Raw genomic sequence first — 15,471 nt, forward strand, 5'->3', positions numbered from 1 at the left:
ATCCTTTAGTTGGTCAGCGCCGCAGTGGCGAGATTGCTGGTTTGATTCGGCTTGCCGTTGAAACCGGTGATCCAGCCTGGCTCGACGTCGCCGACGCCCGCCACCTGCATCATGATCCCGCCGGTAGCGGACAGGCGGACGCCGTCGAGCCGGCCATTGATCTCGACTGCCGGCTTGGTACCGTCCGAGGCTTCGGACGCGATACTGTATTTGCCTGGCGCCAGGCCAAGCTTGGCCGGGTTGATCGTGAAGGCCTGGCCGCCGGCCGCGTGCGGCGCCAGCTCGATGCGGGTCTGTTTGCCCGTCAGGTCGGTCAGCACCACATGGGTCAGGCTGCTGGCGCCGTCGAGTTGCACACTGCCGGCAATGCTGTTCTGGCCCAGCTGAACGCGGCTGGTCTCGACGGAGACGTCGCTGCCGACCTGGCCGCCCATGGCCAGCGCCTGCAGGCTTTGCAGCATGGTGGCGCTGGCGGCGGTGGTCTGGGTCATGTTTTCCAGCGCCTCAGTCTGCGACAGCTGGGACAGCTGGTTGACGAACGTGGCCGGATCGGACGGCGCGAGCGGATCCTGGTTGCGAATCTGCGCCACCAGCAGCTTGGTAAACATGTCCTTGTTGGCGCTGATCGGCGAGGCGGCCGGACTGACGCCCGTATTGCCCGCGTTGCTGTTGAACCCGAAGGAATTGGAGGTTGTCACCATGCTTAGCTTTCTCCCATGCGGATCAGGGACTGTTGCATCGATTTGATGCGACCCATCACTTCGACGTTGGTTTCAAAGGCGCGTGAGGCCGCCATCATGTCGGCCATCTCGGCCACTTCGTTCACGTTGGCGTAAAAGACCATGCCATCGGCGTCGGCCAGCGGATTGTCCGGCTCGTGCATGCGACGCAGCGGTTCGCTCGATTGCACCACGTCCAGCACCTGGACCTTGGCCACGCCATCGTTCTGGAGCACGGCGGCAAACACGGGCTTCCTGGCGCGATAGCCTTCGGCTTCGGTGGTTGACACGGCGTTGGCGTTGGCCAGGTTGCTGGCGATCGTGTTCATGCGCACGGTCTGCGCCGCCATGGCCGACCCAGCGATTTGGGAAATGTCCTTGAAACTCATCGAGCGCTCCTTATTGGCCGGTAATGGCTTTGTTCAAACCGCGCAACTTCATGTTAATGAAGGTCAGGCTCGTCTGGAAGTCGGAGGCGTTCTGCGAAAAGGCTGCCTGCTCGACGCCGATCTCGACGGTATTGCCGTCGGCGCTCGGGTGGAAGGGCACGCGGTACAGGGGACCATCGTTCGACAGCGTCGGTGCGCCATCCCCTTCATCCATCCGGTCCTGCATCACGGCGTTGAAATCGAGGTCGCGCGCGGTGTAGCCGGGCGTGCTTTCATTGGCGATATTGGCAGCCAGCACGCGTGTGCGCTCGGCGCGCACCATCAGCGCATCGGCGCTCACGCCCAGGGCATCCTTGAAATTAATCGACATGGGATTCTCCGGTGAACTGCAGTGGTATTGGTTAGAATGGGTCTTTTCGCCTGAACGGTATTGTCCAATGATTGCTTTCCAGAGGGCAACCTTAACCATTGTAACCTGTCTTTTGTGCGCCACAGCGTGGTCAGCGCAAACTGTTTCCGTTGAGATACAACAGGCGGCGCGAGAGCAGCTCGAAAGGCGTGCTGCCACGGCCGGATTGAGCGAACCCGAGTTTGAGCTGAGCGTGTCGAGCAGCCGCCCTGCGCCATCCTGCAAGGGGCCGGTGGACGTCGAGACACTGGATATGCGCCAGCCGGCCCGCATGCGCTTCGTGGCGCGCTGCCCGGATGGAGCCGGCTGGCGCCATGAATTCGTGGTGCGGGCGCGCATCTCGGCGCTGGTGGCCGTCAGCGCCACGGCAGTGCAGCCGAACCGTGCCCTGACCGCATCCGACGTCACACTCGAGCGGCGCGACATCAGCCAGATCAGCGATCCGATCGGAATGGTAGAGGATGCCATCGGCCAGTCGAGCCGGCGCAGTCTGCGCGCCGGTGAAGTACTACGCACTAGTCAGTTAAGCGCGCCCGTGGTGGTCAAGCGTGGCGATGCGGTGATGATGGTGGCGCGCCACGACGGCATCGAGGTCAGCATGTCGGGCGAAGCGCTCGACGCTGGCGCGCGTGGCGCCGTGGTGCGGGTCAAGAACCACACCAGCGGCCAGACGGTGCGCATGCGCGTGCTGGGCGCGGGCGCGGTCCAGCCGCTCGACATGCAGATGGGCGAGTAAGAGCCTGTCCCGGTCAGGCTTTACTGGCCATCATTCTGCAGGCTGCCCGCGATGCGCGTCAGCTTGGCGGCATAAGCGGGGTCGGTGGCGTAGCCGCCGCGCGCCAGACCGTCGGCGAAGGCCTGGGCATCGTTGCCCGTGTTCAGGGCGCCCCGGTAGCGCGGGTTTTCCAGCAGAACGCGGGCGTAGTCCTGAAATGCGCTGGCCGCGTCCGGATAGGCGCGAAAACGTTCACGTGTCTTGAGCGGCGCGCCATTGACATATTCGGTGGTGGTGGCATCGCCCGTGGCGCCCTGCCACTGGCTGCTGGCCTTGATTCCGAACAGGTTGTGACTGCTGGCGCCGCTTTCGGTGCGTAGCGGCCGCTGGCCCCAGCCAGATTCGAGAGCGGCGTGGGCCTGGACCAGTTCTGGCGCCACACCCAGGCGGACGGCAGCCTGGCGCGCCCAGGGCGCGATGCTGTCCAGGAATGCCTGCTGTTCGGGCGGCTTCTTGCTGCTGCCTGCCGAGCCCGGTGCGCCTTCCACTGCCTCGCCCTCGTTCATGATCAGACCGCTCGCCCGGGCGCGCAACAGTGCGCCTTCCGGATTGAGGCGGGTGGCGCTGCTGCTGTCCTGATCGCCATGCTGAATGTAGGCATTCACTTCGCCCTGCAGCTGCTTGAACATGCTGCCGAATCCATCGCCACCGCCTGTGGCCGCCGTCGGCGCCGTGGCGTTGGTGGCGGCAGTCGGGCTGGCCGGGCGGGTGCTGAAATCAACGTGGCGCATAGGTCTGTTCCTCTCCGTGCAGCACGCGCTGCATCACACTGTACTGGTCGGCCAGGAACTGGCCGTTGCGCAGGCTGCTTTGCTGGCAGGCGCGCACGGCCGATTCCAGCGCCTGCCAGGTGGCTTCGAACGCGCCGCGCGCGCCAGGGGCCAGGCTGGCAATGTACTGCGCCATTGTCGCCTGGGGGCCGAGCAGGGCGCGTACCAGTTGCAGACGCTGCTGGCGGCGCGCTTCCATTCCTTCGAGTAGCGGCAGCAGCTCGTCGGCCAGTGTACCCAGCACGGCGCTGCGGTGGCGCACGGCGGCGTCGAATTGCTCTTCGAGCAGGCGCCCGATGGTCGCGGCCTGGGCCAGGTCGAGCGCCACGCCGTCACTGAGCAGCGCGTTGGCCTGCTGGCGGGTGAGGGTGGCCATGCTAGCGTCCTCCGTGGAATTTCTGGATCAGGCCAGCCAGGCGGGCGGGATCGAAAGGCAGCTCGCCGCGCGTGAGGGCCGCTCGCAACTCGGCCACACGAGCCGCATCGAAGTCGGGCATGGCGCGCATGGCCTGGGTGGCTGGACTGAGCACCTCGGACTGCAGGGCAGCGGCGGGCGCGGCCGACGCCTCGCCCGGGAGCGGCGCCGCCACGCTCGGGGCGCCGGCAGTCACGCCGGCGCTGGCGCTGGAAGATGACGCGGAGATTTTCATACGCTGTCCTCGGGATTTGGTGTGAATCGTCATGGCGTGTCCGGCAGTTGGCCGCGCAGTTGTTCCAGATCCGCTTCGTCTGGCAGGCTGACCGTGGCGCCGCTGCCCAGTGGGGTCTTGGCCCCGGCGCCGGGCGCGCCGAACATGTTCGAGACAGCGCGCGACTGGGCGCTGGTCAGGATCAATAGTTCAATGCGGCGATTCATGCCGTCAAGCGGCGTTTTCGGATGGAGCGGGCCGCGATCGGCCATGCCGACCACCTGAAGCACGGTGGTGCTCTGCATGCCGCCGGTGAGCAGCTGGGCGCGCGCGCTCAGGGCGCGGTCGGTCGAGAGCGCCCAGTTTGAATAGCCGCCCTTGTCGGCGCCGGCATAGCGGCTCGAATCGGTGTGGCCGACGATCAGCATCTGGTTGCGCATGCGCGCGAACAGCGGCCCCATTTTTTGCAGCAGGCGTGCGAAGCGTCCGGTCGGCAGCGCACTGCCACGCATGAACATCCCCTGCTTGTCGGTATCGTGCAACATCACGCGCAGGCCATACGGCGTGACCACGGTCGCCAGGTTCGATGCCAGGCCCGCTTCCACCGACAGTTCGGTCAGGGCCTTGGACAGTGCCGAGAGGTCGGCCGGCGTTTCGTAGCCCACTTTCGGCGCGGCCGGGCTGCCCGGGTCGCCCGTGCCGCCGCGACCGGTATTCGGCACCGGGAAGCGCTCGATCATGCTGCCGCTGGGCTCGCTAGCAATGGCGGGCTTCTGGCCCTGGCCCTCGAGCATGCCGCTGTCGGTCGCCTCGCTGATGATGGCCTTGAGGTTCTGCTGTTCGCGCGAGGCGATCAGCCACAACACCAGGAACAGCGCCATCAGGGCCAGGCAGAAGTCGGCGAAGGCCACTTTCCAGGCGCCGCCGTGCTCGTCATGCTGGTGCTTGCCGCCCCCGCGCTTGACGATGGTCGATTCGTGCTTGTCGTTCGTCTTCGACACGTATTACCCCGTCATGCGGTCGTTGGCGCGACGCCGCTTGTTCTGCGATTCGTCTTCGCCACCCATGGCGTTGATCCACTGTTCGAGCTGGGCAAAGCTGGGCTTGGTATTGAGCTGGATCAGGCGCCGGCCGGCGTCGATCGCCAGCAGGGCGGGCTTGCCGGCCACGTGGGTGCACAGCACGACCTTGACGGTTTCCATGGTCGAAGCATCGGTGTTGACCGTCTGCTTCATCAGGTTGGCCAGCGGTTCGAGCACGCCGTAGCAGGCGAAAATGCCGATGAAGGTGCCGACCATGGCCGCACCGATCTTTTCGGCGATCTCGCCAGAATCGGCGCCGCCCGAGACCGAGTACATGGCCATCACGATGCCCAGCACCGCAGCGAGGATGCCGAAGCCCGGCATCGCCTCGGCGATCTTTTGCAGCGACTTGGCAGGCTGGGTCAGTTCTTCATGGATGGCCTCGAGCTCCTGCTCGAGCACCCCTTCGAGCTCGTGCGCGTTGATCTTGCCCATTGCCATCAGGCGGAAGTTGTCGACGATGAAGGCCAGCAGCTTGGTTTCATCCAGGATTGCCGGATAGCGCTGGAACAGGGGGCTTTCGGCGGGTGCCTCGACGTGCGCGTCAAGGGCCTTCAGGCCGCCGGCGGCAGTCTGCAGCAGCTCGTACATGAGGAGCAGCAACTGGCGCTGGAACTCCGAATCGTGCTTCTTGCGCGCCGCGACTTTCTTGAGCTGGTGGCCCAGTTCGGCCAGCACGTGCTTCGGATTGCCCAGCACCAGGGCGCCCAGGGCGGCGCCGCCGATGATCAACAGTTCGATCGGGTGGAAGATCGAGGTAAAGGTGCCGCCCATCAGGGTGAAGCCCCCGAAGACGGCGCCGAGCACGATGGCGATACCGAGTAATTGCTGCATGACGTAGTGCCTTTCTGGCGTTCTCTTGTATAAATTCGGTTCAGGCGCGCTGCAGCGCGGCTTTCATCTTCGTCAGCGCGCTCTTGTTGAGCTGGCAGACGCGGGCATCGGACAGGTCGAGCACGGCGGCAATTTCCTTGTAGCTCAGTTCGAACTCGTAGATCATCTGGATCACCCGCTGCTCCTTCTCATTGAGCGCCGTGAGCACCTGTTCCAGGCTGCGCCGTACGATGTATTGCTCCTCGGGCCCCGGCGTGTGGTTGGACTGCGCCACCGCATCCTGCAGCACTTCGTCAAAGCTGAGCATCTCCTCGGCGCTGTCGTCGAGCAGGTATTGCTGGTACTGCGCCGCGCTCAGGCCGAGTGCGCTGGCCGCTTCCTGTTCGTCCGGTTCGCGCCCGAGCTTGCGCGTGAGCGCGCGCAGCAAGTCGCGCTGGCGATGGCTGTCCTGGCGGATCGCGCGCGGGCGCCAGTCCTGGCGCCGCAGTTCGTCCAGGATGGCCCCGCGCACGCGCAGCGCCGCATAGCTCGAAAATCCGGTGTCGGGCTGGCCGTAGCGGCGCAGCGCTTCCAGCAGTCCCATCAGGCCGATCTGCTCCATGTCGTCGCGCCCCATCGCGCCCGATACCTGGCTGCCGAGCTGGCGCGCGATCCGCTTGACCAGCGGCGCAAAGGCCAGCAGGTGCCGCCCTTCCTCGAGCGAACTCATGCCTGCGCTGGCCGCCACTTCGCCATAGTCGGCGGCGGCGCCAGGGTCGACGTAATCGGTCATATAGGACACAGGATTTCCGGATCGAGGCGTGGCCGCTTCACTCGATGATCAGCTTGCCAACCATGACTTCGGAAAACGGCTTGGCATGGTTTTCCTTTTCATAGTTGGCGTTGAATACCTTGTTCAGGTCGGCCGCGTACTGGTCGACCGTCATGCCGGAGGCTTCTGCCAGCGTGCGTGCCGAGAGTGCAGAGACAGCGATGCTGCGCAGCAGCGGCAATTGTTCCTTGGTTTCCTTTTCTTCTTCCGGCGTGGTGGCCAGCACCAGGTCGACCGACAGGTAATGCGCGGCCTGCTCGTTCGGGGCGCGGCGCAGCATGACGATCACCTTGTCCAGCGTGACATACTTGGTCAGCTTTTTTTCGGGGACCGGTTTGGCGGCTGCGGCGCCGGGCGCGGTGGCCGCGGCCGGGTTCAGGTACCAGAAGGCCCCACCGGCTGCCGCGGCGGCCAGAAGGGCGACGGCGGCAAATGCAATGATCAGTTTGGCTTTCATGGTCTAGTCGCGTGAATACAGGGAAAACAGGGAACCGGCTTCGCCGGCATCGTTCAGGGCCAGGCCGGGGGTGCGCGCCTGTTCCTGCTCTTGTTGACGGCCGCGTCCCTGGGCATCGGCGCCGGGCTGGCCCGATGGCTGGTTGCCGGCCTGGGTGCTGGCCTGGGCCCGTGGCGCCTCAGTCACGTTCACCGAGACATTGCTGTACTGGCGACCGGCCAGGTCGTTGCGCAAGCTGTCGCTGACGGTATTCAACTGGCGCAGCACCTCGGTATTCGTGGCGGCGATGTGCACTTCCAGGTTGCCGCCACTGTGGCGGACCGAGATGTCGATGCGGCCCAGCATCGGTGGATCAAGGCGGATCGTGGCCTGCTCGGCGTTGCGCCCGATCTGCAGCTGGAGCCGCTCGCCCAGCGCTTCGTGCAGGCTCTGGCGCCAGGCGCTTGGTGGACCGGTCAGGGTCAGGCTGTCGGCGCCGCGCGCCGGCGCTGGCTGGATGGCAGTGCCGGCGATCACGCTGGCGGCACTCGCGGGCGCTGCCTCGATGCGTTCGCTGCGCGCGGACTCTGCGCCCGCGCTGGCAGCCGGCGTGCCGGCCAGGGCAGTGGCCGACGCGCTGTGCGCTGCGCCCGCTGCGGTGTCCGGCAGCGCCGGGGTGGCAAGGACGCGCGCCGTCGGCGCAGGGCTCGCTGCAGCATCCGCCAGCGCAGGGGATGCGCCAACGGCACGCGACTCGGTCAGCGCAGTCAGCACCGTCGATGCCGGCGAGGCGATTCCCGCCCCGGCAGCGGCCACTGCGGCCGGCATGCCAACGGGCGTGCCGGCCGTCGTGCCAGTGCCATCGTTGGCGGCATCCGTTTTGGTCCCCGCCATCGCCATCATCATGGCCGGCATTGCAGCAGGCGAGATCGGCAATGCCATTGCCATCGCCATGGTTGTAAAGCGCGTATCGAAGACGGCGCTCTGGTCGGCGCCGACGGCGAGTCCGGCCGGATCGTCCTGATCCTCCTGATCGGTCGGCTGCGCTGGTGCCACGCTATCGACAGGAGCGCCTTCGGCAGCTGGAACGCTGACGAATTCGGGCAGGGGAGCGTCGGCAGCGATCCATTGCTGGAACGGCATGGCCTGGGGCACGGATGCGAGCTCGGCCGAGGGCAGCACGCCGCTGCCGTCAGGAGCGACGCCGGCAGTCGGCGCGTCTGCCGCGCCGCTGGCGGCACGCGGACTGGCGGTGGCATGCATGGCGTTGTTCATGCCGTTGTTCATCGAGATCGACAGATTCATCTTGGGGTATCACCAGGTTCGGGTTCGCCCGCGAGGGCATAGGCCATCCAGCCTTCTTTGTTGTCACGCATGTCAGCAAGCCGGGCCGCGAGGCCGGCTGCAGCTTCACTACTTTCCCTGACGGCGCCGTCATGGGCTGTGCGCAGCTGCGCGAGGGCGACGCGTTCGTCTGCGCTCCACGGCCCGCGCGCTGCCAGTGCCTGGACTTGCGGACCGAGCTCGCGCACCGCGCGTTCGAGCAGGTCCCAGTCGCGGCGCGTGCTGGCATCCTGCAGGCGCGCCGTCAACTGCGCGAGGCCAGTGCTTCTATCCATTGCGTTCCTGCACGCCTTTCCAGCCCTGGCGGATGGTGTTCAGGACACCCGTAACCTCATCCACCATGACGGGGTCGAGCTTGATGCCGGCGCCATGGAGGTGGCTGGCGCAAAAGTCATAGATGCGCGCAAGGTTGACGACCGTTTCGCCGCCGCTCTCGAAGTCGAGTGAACTCGACAGGCCGTTGATAATCTCGATGCATTTGTCGATGCTGGCCGCTTTCTGTTCGTAGCGCCGCGCCACGATGTGGGCGCGGGCGCGCGCCAGCTCGTCGAGCAGGCCGTCGGTGAGCAGCAGCACCAGTTCGACCGGCGAGGCGCGCGAGGTCTGGGCATCGAGGTTGACGGCGTGATAGTCGCCGTAGGCTTCTTGGTAGGACATGGCGGCTTTCGTCAGTTTTTGTCGTTGCTGAAGAGGGCGTCGAACAGCGATACGTTCTGGTTCATCACCCCCTGCATGCTCTGCAGTTGCGTGAACTGGCGCAGGTAGCGGCTGTAGGCGGCATCGTACTGCTGGTCAATATCGACCTGGCGGCTGGCCATTTGCGTTTGCTGATTGCTGGTTTGTTCCTGGCGCTGCTTGATCTGGCCATCCACACCATTGCTCCAGCTTTTCAGATACTTGTCGAGCGCGCCGGCAATGCCGGTCGGGGCAGTCGATGAGCTGCTGCCAATGAGCGTGTCCAGCCCGGTCGGATTGCGTGCCAGCTGGCTCAGCAGCCGGCTGGAATTGAGTTCCAGCGTCCCGCTGCGGGTCGCGATGATACCGAACGATGCCAGCGAATCCCCACCTGCTGGACGCAGCAGGGCTCCCAGGCGCTCGTTGAGCGAACGGATCCCGCTGTCGCTTGCGAACGCGCCGGCTGCCACGCCCTTGGACGGGTCTCCTGAGCTGGTGAGCTTGCTGAGGACGGCCTTGAGCTTGTTGAAGGCTTCGACGAAGGCCTGTACGTTGTCGGTGGTGGCCTTGTTGTCGGCCCCGACGGTCAGCGTGACCGGGGCCGCGCCGCTGGCCTGGGCCTTGGTGAAGGTCATCTTGACGCCATCGACGGCGGTGAAGGTATTGCTGGCCTGATTGATGACGGTGCCATTTTCGGCGCCGACATGGATTTCTGCATTCTGCGCTTTCACCAGATCACTGGCATTCGCCTCGAGGAATTTCGTGGCGAGCGCTGCCCCGTCTGCACCGCCCAGACCGCTGGTATTGACCCGGATCTTCGATGCCGTCCCGGTGTCCCTGGCCGTGAGCACGAGTTCGGCGGTACCGCCAGTGGTGATGATCGAGGCCGTGACCTTGCCGTCATTGCCGCTGGCGCCATTGATGGCTGCTGCCAGTTCGCGTGGCGTCAGGCTGCGCGCCGTGGTGCCGAGATTGACGTCGAAGGCGGCCACGCCGCCCATCTCGATCGTCAGCTTGCCGCTCACCGCTGCGGTATCGCCCAGGCTCCGATAGGCAACCTGGCCGGCGGTAGCAAGTTGCTTGACGAAGAAGGAATAGCTCCCGCTTGCAGCGGTGCTTGCGGCAACGGCCGTGCCGATTGTGGCGTCGCCAAACGTTGCCGCCTGCGCAAATACGGTTTTGTTCAGACCGGTGAGGGAGGACAGGCTGCCTTGAAACGATGTCATTGCTAAATTGAGCTCGCTCAATCCTTGTTCGGCAGCAGTGGCCGCAGCGATCTGCTGGGTCAGTATCTGCTGACGCGCGCCCACGTAGGCCTCGGCCAGCGCAGTTGAGGTCGGAATCGGGTCGTAGGTTGGTGCGGTAATCGCCATGAGTCAGTCCTTGTCTAGTTTGCGTACGTCGTTCATGTTGCGGTCATGCCGCCCGTTTGACCGGCCATCCACGCCTGGGTGGCGAGTTCGTCTTCGCCTTTCCTGATAGCGCGTTGTTTATCGCTGGCCTGCGCATCCTGCTCGCGCACCAGCACCTTGCCCAGCAGTTCGCGTCGCACCCAGGCTTCTTTCAGGCGTGCCTGGGAGACGGCCATATTCGCATCGTGCAGCGACAGGTCGACGCGGTGGCTGTCGGCCAGTGCCATCACGCCCTGCTTGTAGGCGCCGCAGTTCAGTGCCAGGGCCAGCGAGAGCGCTGGCCTGGCTGAACTGCCGTTGCGCGCGTTGCCCGAGGCGCCACTGCCTTCGGTCAGGGCGGTGAGGCGGTCCAGGTTGTTCTGGTAGCGCGCCCGGGTCGCCTGCTGGCTCGACAAATCGGACTGCAGCCGGTCGACGTGGGTCGACTTCAGTTGCACCAGGGTGCCCAGGCTGCGGATCGTGGACTGTCGTTTCATGTCAGGTTCCTCATGCCATCATCGCTTTCAGGGCCTCGACGCAGCCGCCCAGCGGCGCCTCTTCGCGCGTGCCCTGGCACAGGAAGGCTTCGATCCGGGGTTGTAACTGGACCGCGCGGTCGGTTTCCGGATCGGCGCCCGGCACATACGCGCCCAGCGGGATCAGGTCGCGCACCCGCGCGTGGCGCGCCATGGTCGCCTTCAGGCGGCGGCCGGCCAGCGAGTGCTCCTGGTCAACGACCTGGGCCATGCAGCGCGAAATCGACTGCGCGACATCGATCGCCGGATAGTGACCGCGCTCGGCCAGTTCGCGCGTGAGCACGATGTGGCCGTCGAGGATCGCGCGCGCGGCATCGACCACCGGATCCTGCTGGTCGTCGCCTTCGGCCAGCACGGTGTAGATCGCGCTCATGCTGCCTTGCGCGTGTTCGCCATTGCCGGCCGATTCGACCAGCTGCGGCATGTTCGAGAAGACCGACGGCGGGTAGCCCCGTGTGGCCGGCGGCTCGCCCAGCGACAGCGCCACTTCGCGCAGCGCCATCGCGTAGCGGGTGAGCGAGTCGCACAGCAGCAGCACGTGCTGGCCGCGGTCGCGAAAATGCGCCGCCACCGCGTGGCACAGCTCGGTCGCCATGACCCGCATCAGCGGGCTTTCGTCGGCAGGGGCCACCACCAGCACCGCGCGTTTCAGGCCCTCGGGACCCAGCGAGCGTTCGACGAATTCACGCACTTCGCGGTTACGTTCGCCAATCAGGCCGACCACGATCACATCGGCCACGGTCTGGCGCGTGATCAGGCCGAGCAGCACCGACTTGCCGACCCCGGAGCCGGCCATCAGGCCGACGCGCTGGCCCTTGCCGATGGTGAGCATGGCATTGATGGCGCGCACGCCAACGTCGAGCGGCTCCTCGACCGGGGTCTTCTTGAGCGGATTGACGCGCGGCGGCGTCGTCGCCAGCGGCTGGTCGCCGCCCAGGCGGCCAAGTCCATCGATCGGCTCGCCCAGGCCGTTGACCATGCGCCCCATCCAGCTGGGGCCGATCATCAGCTCGCTCTTGTCGGGGGCCGGCAGCACGCGCGCGCCGGTCGACAGCCCCGAGGCTTTCTTGAATGGCATCAGATACGACACCTTTTCGCGGAAACCGACCACCTGCGCATCGAGCCACTCGCCATCGACCGTTTCGATACGGCAGCGCTGGCCGGTATGCAGACGGCAGCCGACCGACTCGAGCAGCAGGCCCTGGGCGCCGACCAGACGCCCGGTGGGCGTGGCCACCGGCACGGCGCCGATGTCGACTGCGCGCAGGGAATCGGCCAGGGCTTTCATGACGCGGCGTCCTCACCCATGAGCTGGCCATGGACCTGTTCCATGACCGCGGCCAGGCGGCCCTGGCAGCCGGCGTCGACTTCGTTGTCGCCCGAGCGCACGCGGCATTCGCCGGCTTCGAGCGCCGGATCCGGCAGCAGGGTCCATTTCTTGGCCCGCTTCGGATCCAGTTCGAGCACCCGGCGCAGCTCCTCCGGATTCATGAACACCTCGACCTGGTCGCGCGACGGCGGCATCACGGCCAGCGCTTCCTCGACCAGCGACAACAACTGCACGGGTTGCAGGGCCAGTTCGGCGCGGATGACCTGGCGCGCGATCTTGCCCACCAGCTCGACGACCTCGGTGCGCTGGGCCGCGCGCAGGTCGGTCTTGAGCTTCTTGAGATTCTTGAGCATCGCGTCGATTGGCTTGGCCAGTTGTTCGAACTGATCCAGTGCCATGGCGCGGCCTTCTTCAACACCGCGCTGCAATCCTTCGCTCTGGCCCAGTGGGAAACCTTCGGCCCGGCCCTGGTCCAGGCCGACCTCGTAGCCTTCGCGCTGTCCCTGACGGTAGCCGTCGGCCAGCGCACTTTGCCATTCCTCGGCCGTGTCGGCGCTGGCCCCGGTGCTGGCAGATCCGGGCAGGCGCGCCGTGCTGAACTGGTGCAGCGGCGGGAAGTGGAAGGGCCGGAATGGCTTCATTCTGCCGTCGCCTCGGCAAACAGCTGGATGTCGATCTCGCCGGCGTCGGCCAGTTCCTTGACGGTCGCCATGATTTCGCGGCGGGTCTGGACGATGCGCGACATTGGTACCGGGCCCGAGCGGCGCATCAGGTCTTCGAAGCTCTGCGCCTGGCGACGCGGCATGGCGGCCAGGATGACGTCGCGCAGTGCCGGCTCGGCGCCCTTGAGGGCGATCGCCCACTGTTCCAGCGGTACATCGTCGAGCAGGCGCGCGATGACCTGTTCGGTCTGGCGCGACAGGATGAAGAAGTCGTACATCGACATCTCGATCTGCGTGACCACGTCCGGATCGTGGGCGCGCAGCAGTTCGACCATGCCGGCGCGGTTGTCCTGCAGGCGGTTGAGGATGTCGGCCACCTGGCGCACACCTTCGACGTTGGCGCTCTGGGTGTCGAGCGCCGCCAGGCAACGGCTGACCAGCTCTTCGAGCTCGTGCAGCACGTCGCGGTTGATCTCATCCAGGCGCGCAATATTGAGCAGCACCAGTTCGCGACCTTCGGCCGGCAGTGCCTCGAGGATCTGCGAGGCCAGCGCCGGCGGCAAAAATGCCAGGAACACGGCCTGCATCTGCACGTGTTCGCTCGAGATGAATTCGGCCAGCCACTTGGGCGAGGCGTATTGCAGACGCGCCATCTTGGGACGAATCGCATCGCCATAAATCGTGTTAAGCACGCTGTTGGCGATATCACTGCCCAGAGCCAGATCGAGCGAGCGCTTCAGATAGCTGCGCGATGCGCCGTGCAGGCCGCTTTGCTGGCGGTAGTCGTCGAAGAACGTCTGCAGTGCCGACTTGACGGCATCGACCTTGATCCCGCTCATGCGCGACATCACCTGGGTCAGTTCCATCAATTCGTCGCGCTCCAGGCAGCGCAGCACGGCCGCCGCCTGTTCTTCGCCGATCGACAGCAAGACGATCGCTGCCTGCTCGACAGGGCTCAGGACGCCTTCGGCGCCATCATCGTTATTCAGCTCGTCCATGTTTCTTCTGTACCCATTGTTTGACGACTTCGGCGACCCGCTCAGGTTCCTTGGCGGCCAGCACTCTCAGATGGTCGACCATGACGTCGACGGGCGAACCGGACGGCGGCAGATCGTAGTTTTCAAGCAAAGGCACCACCGCATTTGGTCCGCCAGCCGACATCGGTTCAGGCGCGCCCAGTGCAGTGACTCCACCCGGCAGGGCAGCGCTGGCGCTGCCTGCTGCGCCCGGCAATGCCGGCACGCCGGGCGCCAGTGGCGCTGGCGGCGCAAGGCGGGTCGTGGCCGCGCGCAGCAGCGGACGGGCCAACAAGAAGTAGGCCAGGACCGCGCCCAGCGCCCATAGCGCGTAGCTGGTCATGTCGACGACGTTGTCGCGCTCCTGCCACCATTGCTCGGCCTCAGGGGCGGCCGGGAACTTCATACCGGACACGGCAAGTACATCGCCGCGCGCGGCGTCGATGCCCAGGCCGCCGACCAGGATCTTCTCGATATTGGCCAGTTCGGCCGGCGTCCAGGCTTTCGCATTGGCGGCGCTGGCATTGTTGAGCACCACGGCCACCGACAGTTTCTTCAGGCGTCCGCGCTCGCGCTTGATCTGGGTGATCGCGCGGTCGTAGGCATACTGGCGGGTGGTGGCGTTCTTGCGCGCGCTGCCGTCGTCGTTGGCCGCGCCAGGCGCCGCGGCGCCTGCCTCGGCCGGTGGGGCGACGGCAGGAGGACGGTTCGACAGCGTGCCGGGCACGCCCATTGCCATGCGGCTGCGCTCCATCTCTTCGCGCATCGCTTCGCTTGTCACTTTCGGGGCTTCGCCGTATTTTTCCTGGGTTTCTTCAATGCGGTCATTGTCGACAGCGGCAGTGACGCTGACCTTGTAGTTGTTCACGCCCAGAATCGGCGCGAGCAGGTCGTTGACGTTGCCACGCACGTCGTCGGCGTAGCGTTTGGATGCGCCGTCGCCCTGGGCCGAGCCGTCAAAGCCGCCCTCGAGATCGACCCGCGACGACAGGAAATTGCCGGCCTGGTCGACCAGCGAGACGCGTTGCGGCTTCAGGCCAGCGACACTGCCCGAGATCAGGTTGACGATGGCGGCTACCTGCTCGTTGGTCAGTTGACGGCCGGGCTTGACCGTCACCGCCACCGAAGCCGAATTGCCATCGCTGTTGCCGGTGACGAAAGAGCTGGTCTTGGCGATCGCCAGGTGCACCCGGGCCGACGCGATGGCGTCCATGGTCAGGATGCTCTGCGCCAGCTCGCCTTCCAGGCCACGCCTGAAGCGCACGTCCTGCACGAATTGCGACACGCCCAGCGGATCGCTCCTGTCCATCAGTTCCAGGCCGGCCGGCAGCTGGGCCGTCACGCCCTTGGCCGCGAGCAGCATGCGTACCTTGCCCAGGCTGGCTGCCGGTACCAGCACCTGACCGCTGTCAGGGTGCACGCGGTACGGAATCTGCTCGGCTTCCAGCACAGTCATCATGTCGCCGGCAGCGACCTTTTCGCGCGCGCCGAATACGGGCTTGTAGCTGGATTGGTCTTGCCACATATACATCATGATGGCGGCAGTGAGCGCAACGGCCAGGCCGAGCATCAGTGGCAAATTGTTGCGCAGCGCCGGTGGCAGCGCCGGCATGGCCAGCTTGCCGCCGAAGGCGGACTTGAGAGATGAAATCACGGAGACGTC

Annotated in this window: 20 protein-coding genes; 1 reads left to right on the top strand and 19 read right to left on the bottom strand. The window is 65.8% G+C overall.

Annotated elements, in window-relative coordinates; genetic code table 11:
* Positions 1-5: 5 nt before the first annotated feature.
* The 3 genes from AC56LV_RS20820 to flgB are packed head-to-tail and all read right to left on the bottom strand — an operon-like array spanning position 6 to position 1,478.
* A complete protein-coding gene (locus AC56LV_RS20820) occupies positions 6-701 on the bottom strand; it encodes a flagellar hook capping FlgD N-terminal domain-containing protein (protein ID WP_499560368.1) in 696 nt (231 codons plus the stop codon).
* A 2-nt stretch (positions 702-703) separates the two neighbouring features.
* The gene (flgC, locus tag AC56LV_RS20825) at positions 704-1,108 is read right to left on the bottom strand and encodes a flagellar basal body rod protein FlgC (RefSeq protein ID WP_499560369.1); all 405 of its coding nucleotides are present in this window, start codon (positions 1,106-1,108) and stop codon (positions 704-706) included.
* A gap of 10 nt (positions 1,109-1,118) precedes the next feature.
* Positions 1,119-1,478: a flagellar basal body rod protein FlgB gene (gene flgB / locus AC56LV_RS20830; protein WP_499560371.1), complete on the bottom strand. Its 360-nt coding sequence runs from the start codon at positions 1,476-1,478 to the stop codon at positions 1,119-1,121.
* 232 nt (positions 1,479-1,710) lie between these two features.
* Between flgB and flgA the strand changes: the two genes are divergently transcribed.
* Positions 1,711-2,253: a flagellar basal body P-ring formation chaperone FlgA gene (flgA, locus tag AC56LV_RS20835; protein WP_499560372.1), complete on the top strand. Its 543-nt coding sequence runs from the start codon at positions 1,711-1,713 to the stop codon at positions 2,251-2,253.
* A 20-nt stretch (positions 2,254-2,273) separates the two neighbouring features.
* On the opposite strand, the gene flgJ is transcribed toward flgA, so the two are convergent.
* The 16 genes from flgJ to fliF are packed head-to-tail and all read right to left on the bottom strand — an operon-like array spanning position 2,274 to position 15,462.
* Entirely contained in the window at positions 2,274-3,023 is a 750-nt protein-coding gene (gene flgJ, locus AC56LV_RS20840; protein WP_499560374.1) for a flagellar assembly peptidoglycan hydrolase FlgJ, read from the bottom strand.
* On the bottom strand, positions 3,010-3,438 hold the full coding sequence (gene flgN / locus AC56LV_RS20845; RefSeq protein WP_499560376.1) for a flagellar export chaperone FlgN: 429 nt from the start codon (positions 3,436-3,438) through the stop codon (positions 3,010-3,012). Before flgN ends, flgJ begins: the two co-directional genes overlap by 14 nt.
* Before the next feature lies 1 nt (position 3,439).
* Positions 3,440-3,712, bottom strand: coding sequence for a flagellar biosynthesis anti-sigma factor FlgM (gene flgM / locus AC56LV_RS20850; RefSeq protein ID WP_499560378.1), 273 nt, complete (start codon positions 3,710-3,712; stop codon positions 3,440-3,442).
* A gap of 29 nt (positions 3,713-3,741) precedes the next feature.
* The gene (locus AC56LV_RS20855) at positions 3,742-4,692 is read right to left on the bottom strand and encodes a flagellar motor protein MotB (protein ID WP_499560380.1); all 951 of its coding nucleotides are present in this window, start codon (positions 4,690-4,692) and stop codon (positions 3,742-3,744) included.
* A gap of 3 nt (positions 4,693-4,695) precedes the next feature.
* On the bottom strand, positions 4,696-5,607 hold the full coding sequence (motA, locus tag AC56LV_RS20860; protein ID WP_499560382.1) for a flagellar motor stator protein MotA: 912 nt from the start codon (positions 5,605-5,607) through the stop codon (positions 4,696-4,698).
* A 40-nt stretch (positions 5,608-5,647) separates the two neighbouring features.
* Positions 5,648-6,379, bottom strand: a complete 732-nt coding sequence (locus AC56LV_RS20865) for a FliA/WhiG family RNA polymerase sigma factor (protein ID WP_499560516.1) — start codon at positions 6,377-6,379, stop codon at positions 5,648-5,650.
* A gap of 37 nt (positions 6,380-6,416) precedes the next feature.
* Positions 6,417-6,875: a flagellar basal body-associated FliL family protein gene (locus AC56LV_RS20870; RefSeq protein ID WP_499560384.1), complete on the bottom strand. Its 459-nt coding sequence runs from the start codon at positions 6,873-6,875 to the stop codon at positions 6,417-6,419.
* A 3-nt stretch (positions 6,876-6,878) separates the two neighbouring features.
* Positions 6,879-8,159, bottom strand: coding sequence for a flagellar hook-length control protein FliK (locus AC56LV_RS20875; protein ID WP_499560386.1), 1,281 nt, complete (start codon positions 8,157-8,159; stop codon positions 6,879-6,881).
* Positions 8,156-8,473: a hypothetical protein gene (locus tag AC56LV_RS20880; RefSeq protein ID WP_499560388.1), complete on the bottom strand. Its 318-nt coding sequence runs from the start codon at positions 8,471-8,473 to the stop codon at positions 8,156-8,158. The genes AC56LV_RS20875 and AC56LV_RS20880 overlap by 4 nt, the downstream gene beginning before the upstream one ends.
* On the bottom strand, positions 8,466-8,855 hold the full coding sequence (fliS, locus tag AC56LV_RS20885; RefSeq protein ID WP_499560389.1) for a flagellar export chaperone FliS: 390 nt from the start codon (positions 8,853-8,855) through the stop codon (positions 8,466-8,468). Before fliS ends, AC56LV_RS20880 begins: the two co-directional genes overlap by 8 nt.
* An 11-nt stretch (positions 8,856-8,866) precedes the next feature.
* Positions 8,867-10,246 carry a flagellar filament capping protein FliD gene (gene fliD, locus AC56LV_RS20890; protein ID WP_499560391.1) on the bottom strand — a complete coding sequence of 460 codons (1,380 nt, stop codon included), beginning with the start codon at positions 10,244-10,246 and terminating at the stop codon, positions 8,867-8,869.
* 32 nt (positions 10,247-10,278) lie between these two features.
* Positions 10,279-10,761 carry a flagellar FliJ family protein gene (locus AC56LV_RS20895; RefSeq protein ID WP_499560393.1) on the bottom strand — a complete coding sequence of 161 codons (483 nt, stop codon included), beginning with the start codon at positions 10,759-10,761 and terminating at the stop codon, positions 10,279-10,281.
* A 10-nt stretch (positions 10,762-10,771) separates the two neighbouring features.
* A complete protein-coding gene (gene fliI / locus AC56LV_RS20900) occupies positions 10,772-12,088 on the bottom strand; it encodes a flagellar protein export ATPase FliI (RefSeq protein ID WP_499560395.1) in 1,317 nt (438 codons plus the stop codon).
* Positions 12,085-12,771 (bottom strand): flagellar assembly protein FliH, encoded by a 687-nt coding sequence (gene fliH / locus AC56LV_RS20905; RefSeq protein ID WP_499560397.1) that lies wholly within the window; start codon positions 12,769-12,771, stop codon positions 12,085-12,087. The genes fliI and fliH overlap by 4 nt, the downstream gene beginning before the upstream one ends.
* Positions 12,768-13,790, bottom strand: coding sequence for a flagellar motor switch protein FliG (locus tag AC56LV_RS20910; protein ID WP_499560399.1), 1,023 nt, complete (start codon positions 13,788-13,790; stop codon positions 12,768-12,770). The genes fliH and AC56LV_RS20910 overlap by 4 nt, the downstream gene beginning before the upstream one ends.
* Positions 13,774-15,462, bottom strand: a complete 1,689-nt coding sequence (fliF, locus tag AC56LV_RS20915; RefSeq protein ID WP_499560401.1) for a flagellar basal-body MS-ring/collar protein FliF — start codon at positions 15,460-15,462, stop codon at positions 13,774-13,776. Before fliF ends, AC56LV_RS20910 begins: the two co-directional genes overlap by 17 nt.
* Positions 15,463-15,471: the final 9 nt, after the last annotated feature.

The sequence above is a fragment of the Telluria sp. RB2R28 genome (assembly GCF_059685835.1).

Excerpts from the sequence above, each read along its gene's own strand:
- AC56LV_RS20820 (WP_499560368.1), bottom strand. The coding sequence starts at position 701 with ATGGTGACAACCTCCAATTCCTTCGGGTTCAACAGCAACGCGGGCAAT.
- flgC (WP_499560369.1), bottom strand. The coding sequence starts at position 1,108 with ATGAGTTTCAAGGACATTTCCCAAATCGCTGGGTCGGCCATGGCGGCG.
- flgB (WP_499560371.1), bottom strand. The coding sequence starts at position 1,478 with ATGTCGATTAATTTCAAGGATGCCCTGGGCGTGAGCGCCGATGCGCTG.
- flgJ (WP_499560374.1), bottom strand. The coding sequence starts at position 3,023 with ATGCGCCACGTTGATTTCAGCACCCGCCCGGCCAGCCCGACTGCCGCC.
- flgN (WP_499560376.1), bottom strand. The coding sequence starts at position 3,438 with ATGGCCACCCTCACCCGCCAGCAGGCCAACGCGCTGCTCAGTGACGGC.
- flgM (WP_499560378.1), bottom strand. The coding sequence starts at position 3,712 with ATGAAAATCTCCGCGTCATCTTCCAGCGCCAGCGCCGGCGTGACTGCC.
- motA (WP_499560382.1), bottom strand. The coding sequence starts at position 5,607 with ATGCAGCAATTACTCGGTATCGCCATCGTGCTCGGCGCCGTCTTCGGG.
- AC56LV_RS20865 (WP_499560516.1), bottom strand. The coding sequence starts at position 6,379 with ATGACCGATTACGTCGACCCTGGCGCCGCCGCCGACTATGGCGAAGTG.
- AC56LV_RS20870 (WP_499560384.1), bottom strand. The coding sequence starts at position 6,875 with ATGAAAGCCAAACTGATCATTGCATTTGCCGCCGTCGCCCTTCTGGCC.
- AC56LV_RS20875 (WP_499560386.1), bottom strand. The coding sequence starts at position 8,159 with ATGAATCTGTCGATCTCGATGAACAACGGCATGAACAACGCCATGCAT.
- AC56LV_RS20880 (WP_499560388.1), bottom strand. The coding sequence starts at position 8,473 with ATGGATAGAAGCACTGGCCTCGCGCAGTTGACGGCGCGCCTGCAGGAT.
- fliS (WP_499560389.1), bottom strand. The coding sequence starts at position 8,855 with ATGTCCTACCAAGAAGCCTACGGCGACTATCACGCCGTCAACCTCGAT.
- fliD (WP_499560391.1), bottom strand. The coding sequence starts at position 10,246 with ATGGCGATTACCGCACCAACCTACGACCCGATTCCGACCTCAACTGCG.
- AC56LV_RS20895 (WP_499560393.1), bottom strand. The coding sequence starts at position 10,761 with ATGAAACGACAGTCCACGATCCGCAGCCTGGGCACCCTGGTGCAACTG.
- fliI (WP_499560395.1), bottom strand. The coding sequence starts at position 12,088 with ATGAAAGCCCTGGCCGATTCCCTGCGCGCAGTCGACATCGGCGCCGTG.
- fliH (WP_499560397.1), bottom strand. The coding sequence starts at position 12,771 with ATGAAGCCATTCCGGCCCTTCCACTTCCCGCCGCTGCACCAGTTCAGC.
- AC56LV_RS20910 (WP_499560399.1), bottom strand. The coding sequence starts at position 13,790 with ATGGACGAGCTGAATAACGATGATGGCGCCGAAGGCGTCCTGAGCCCT.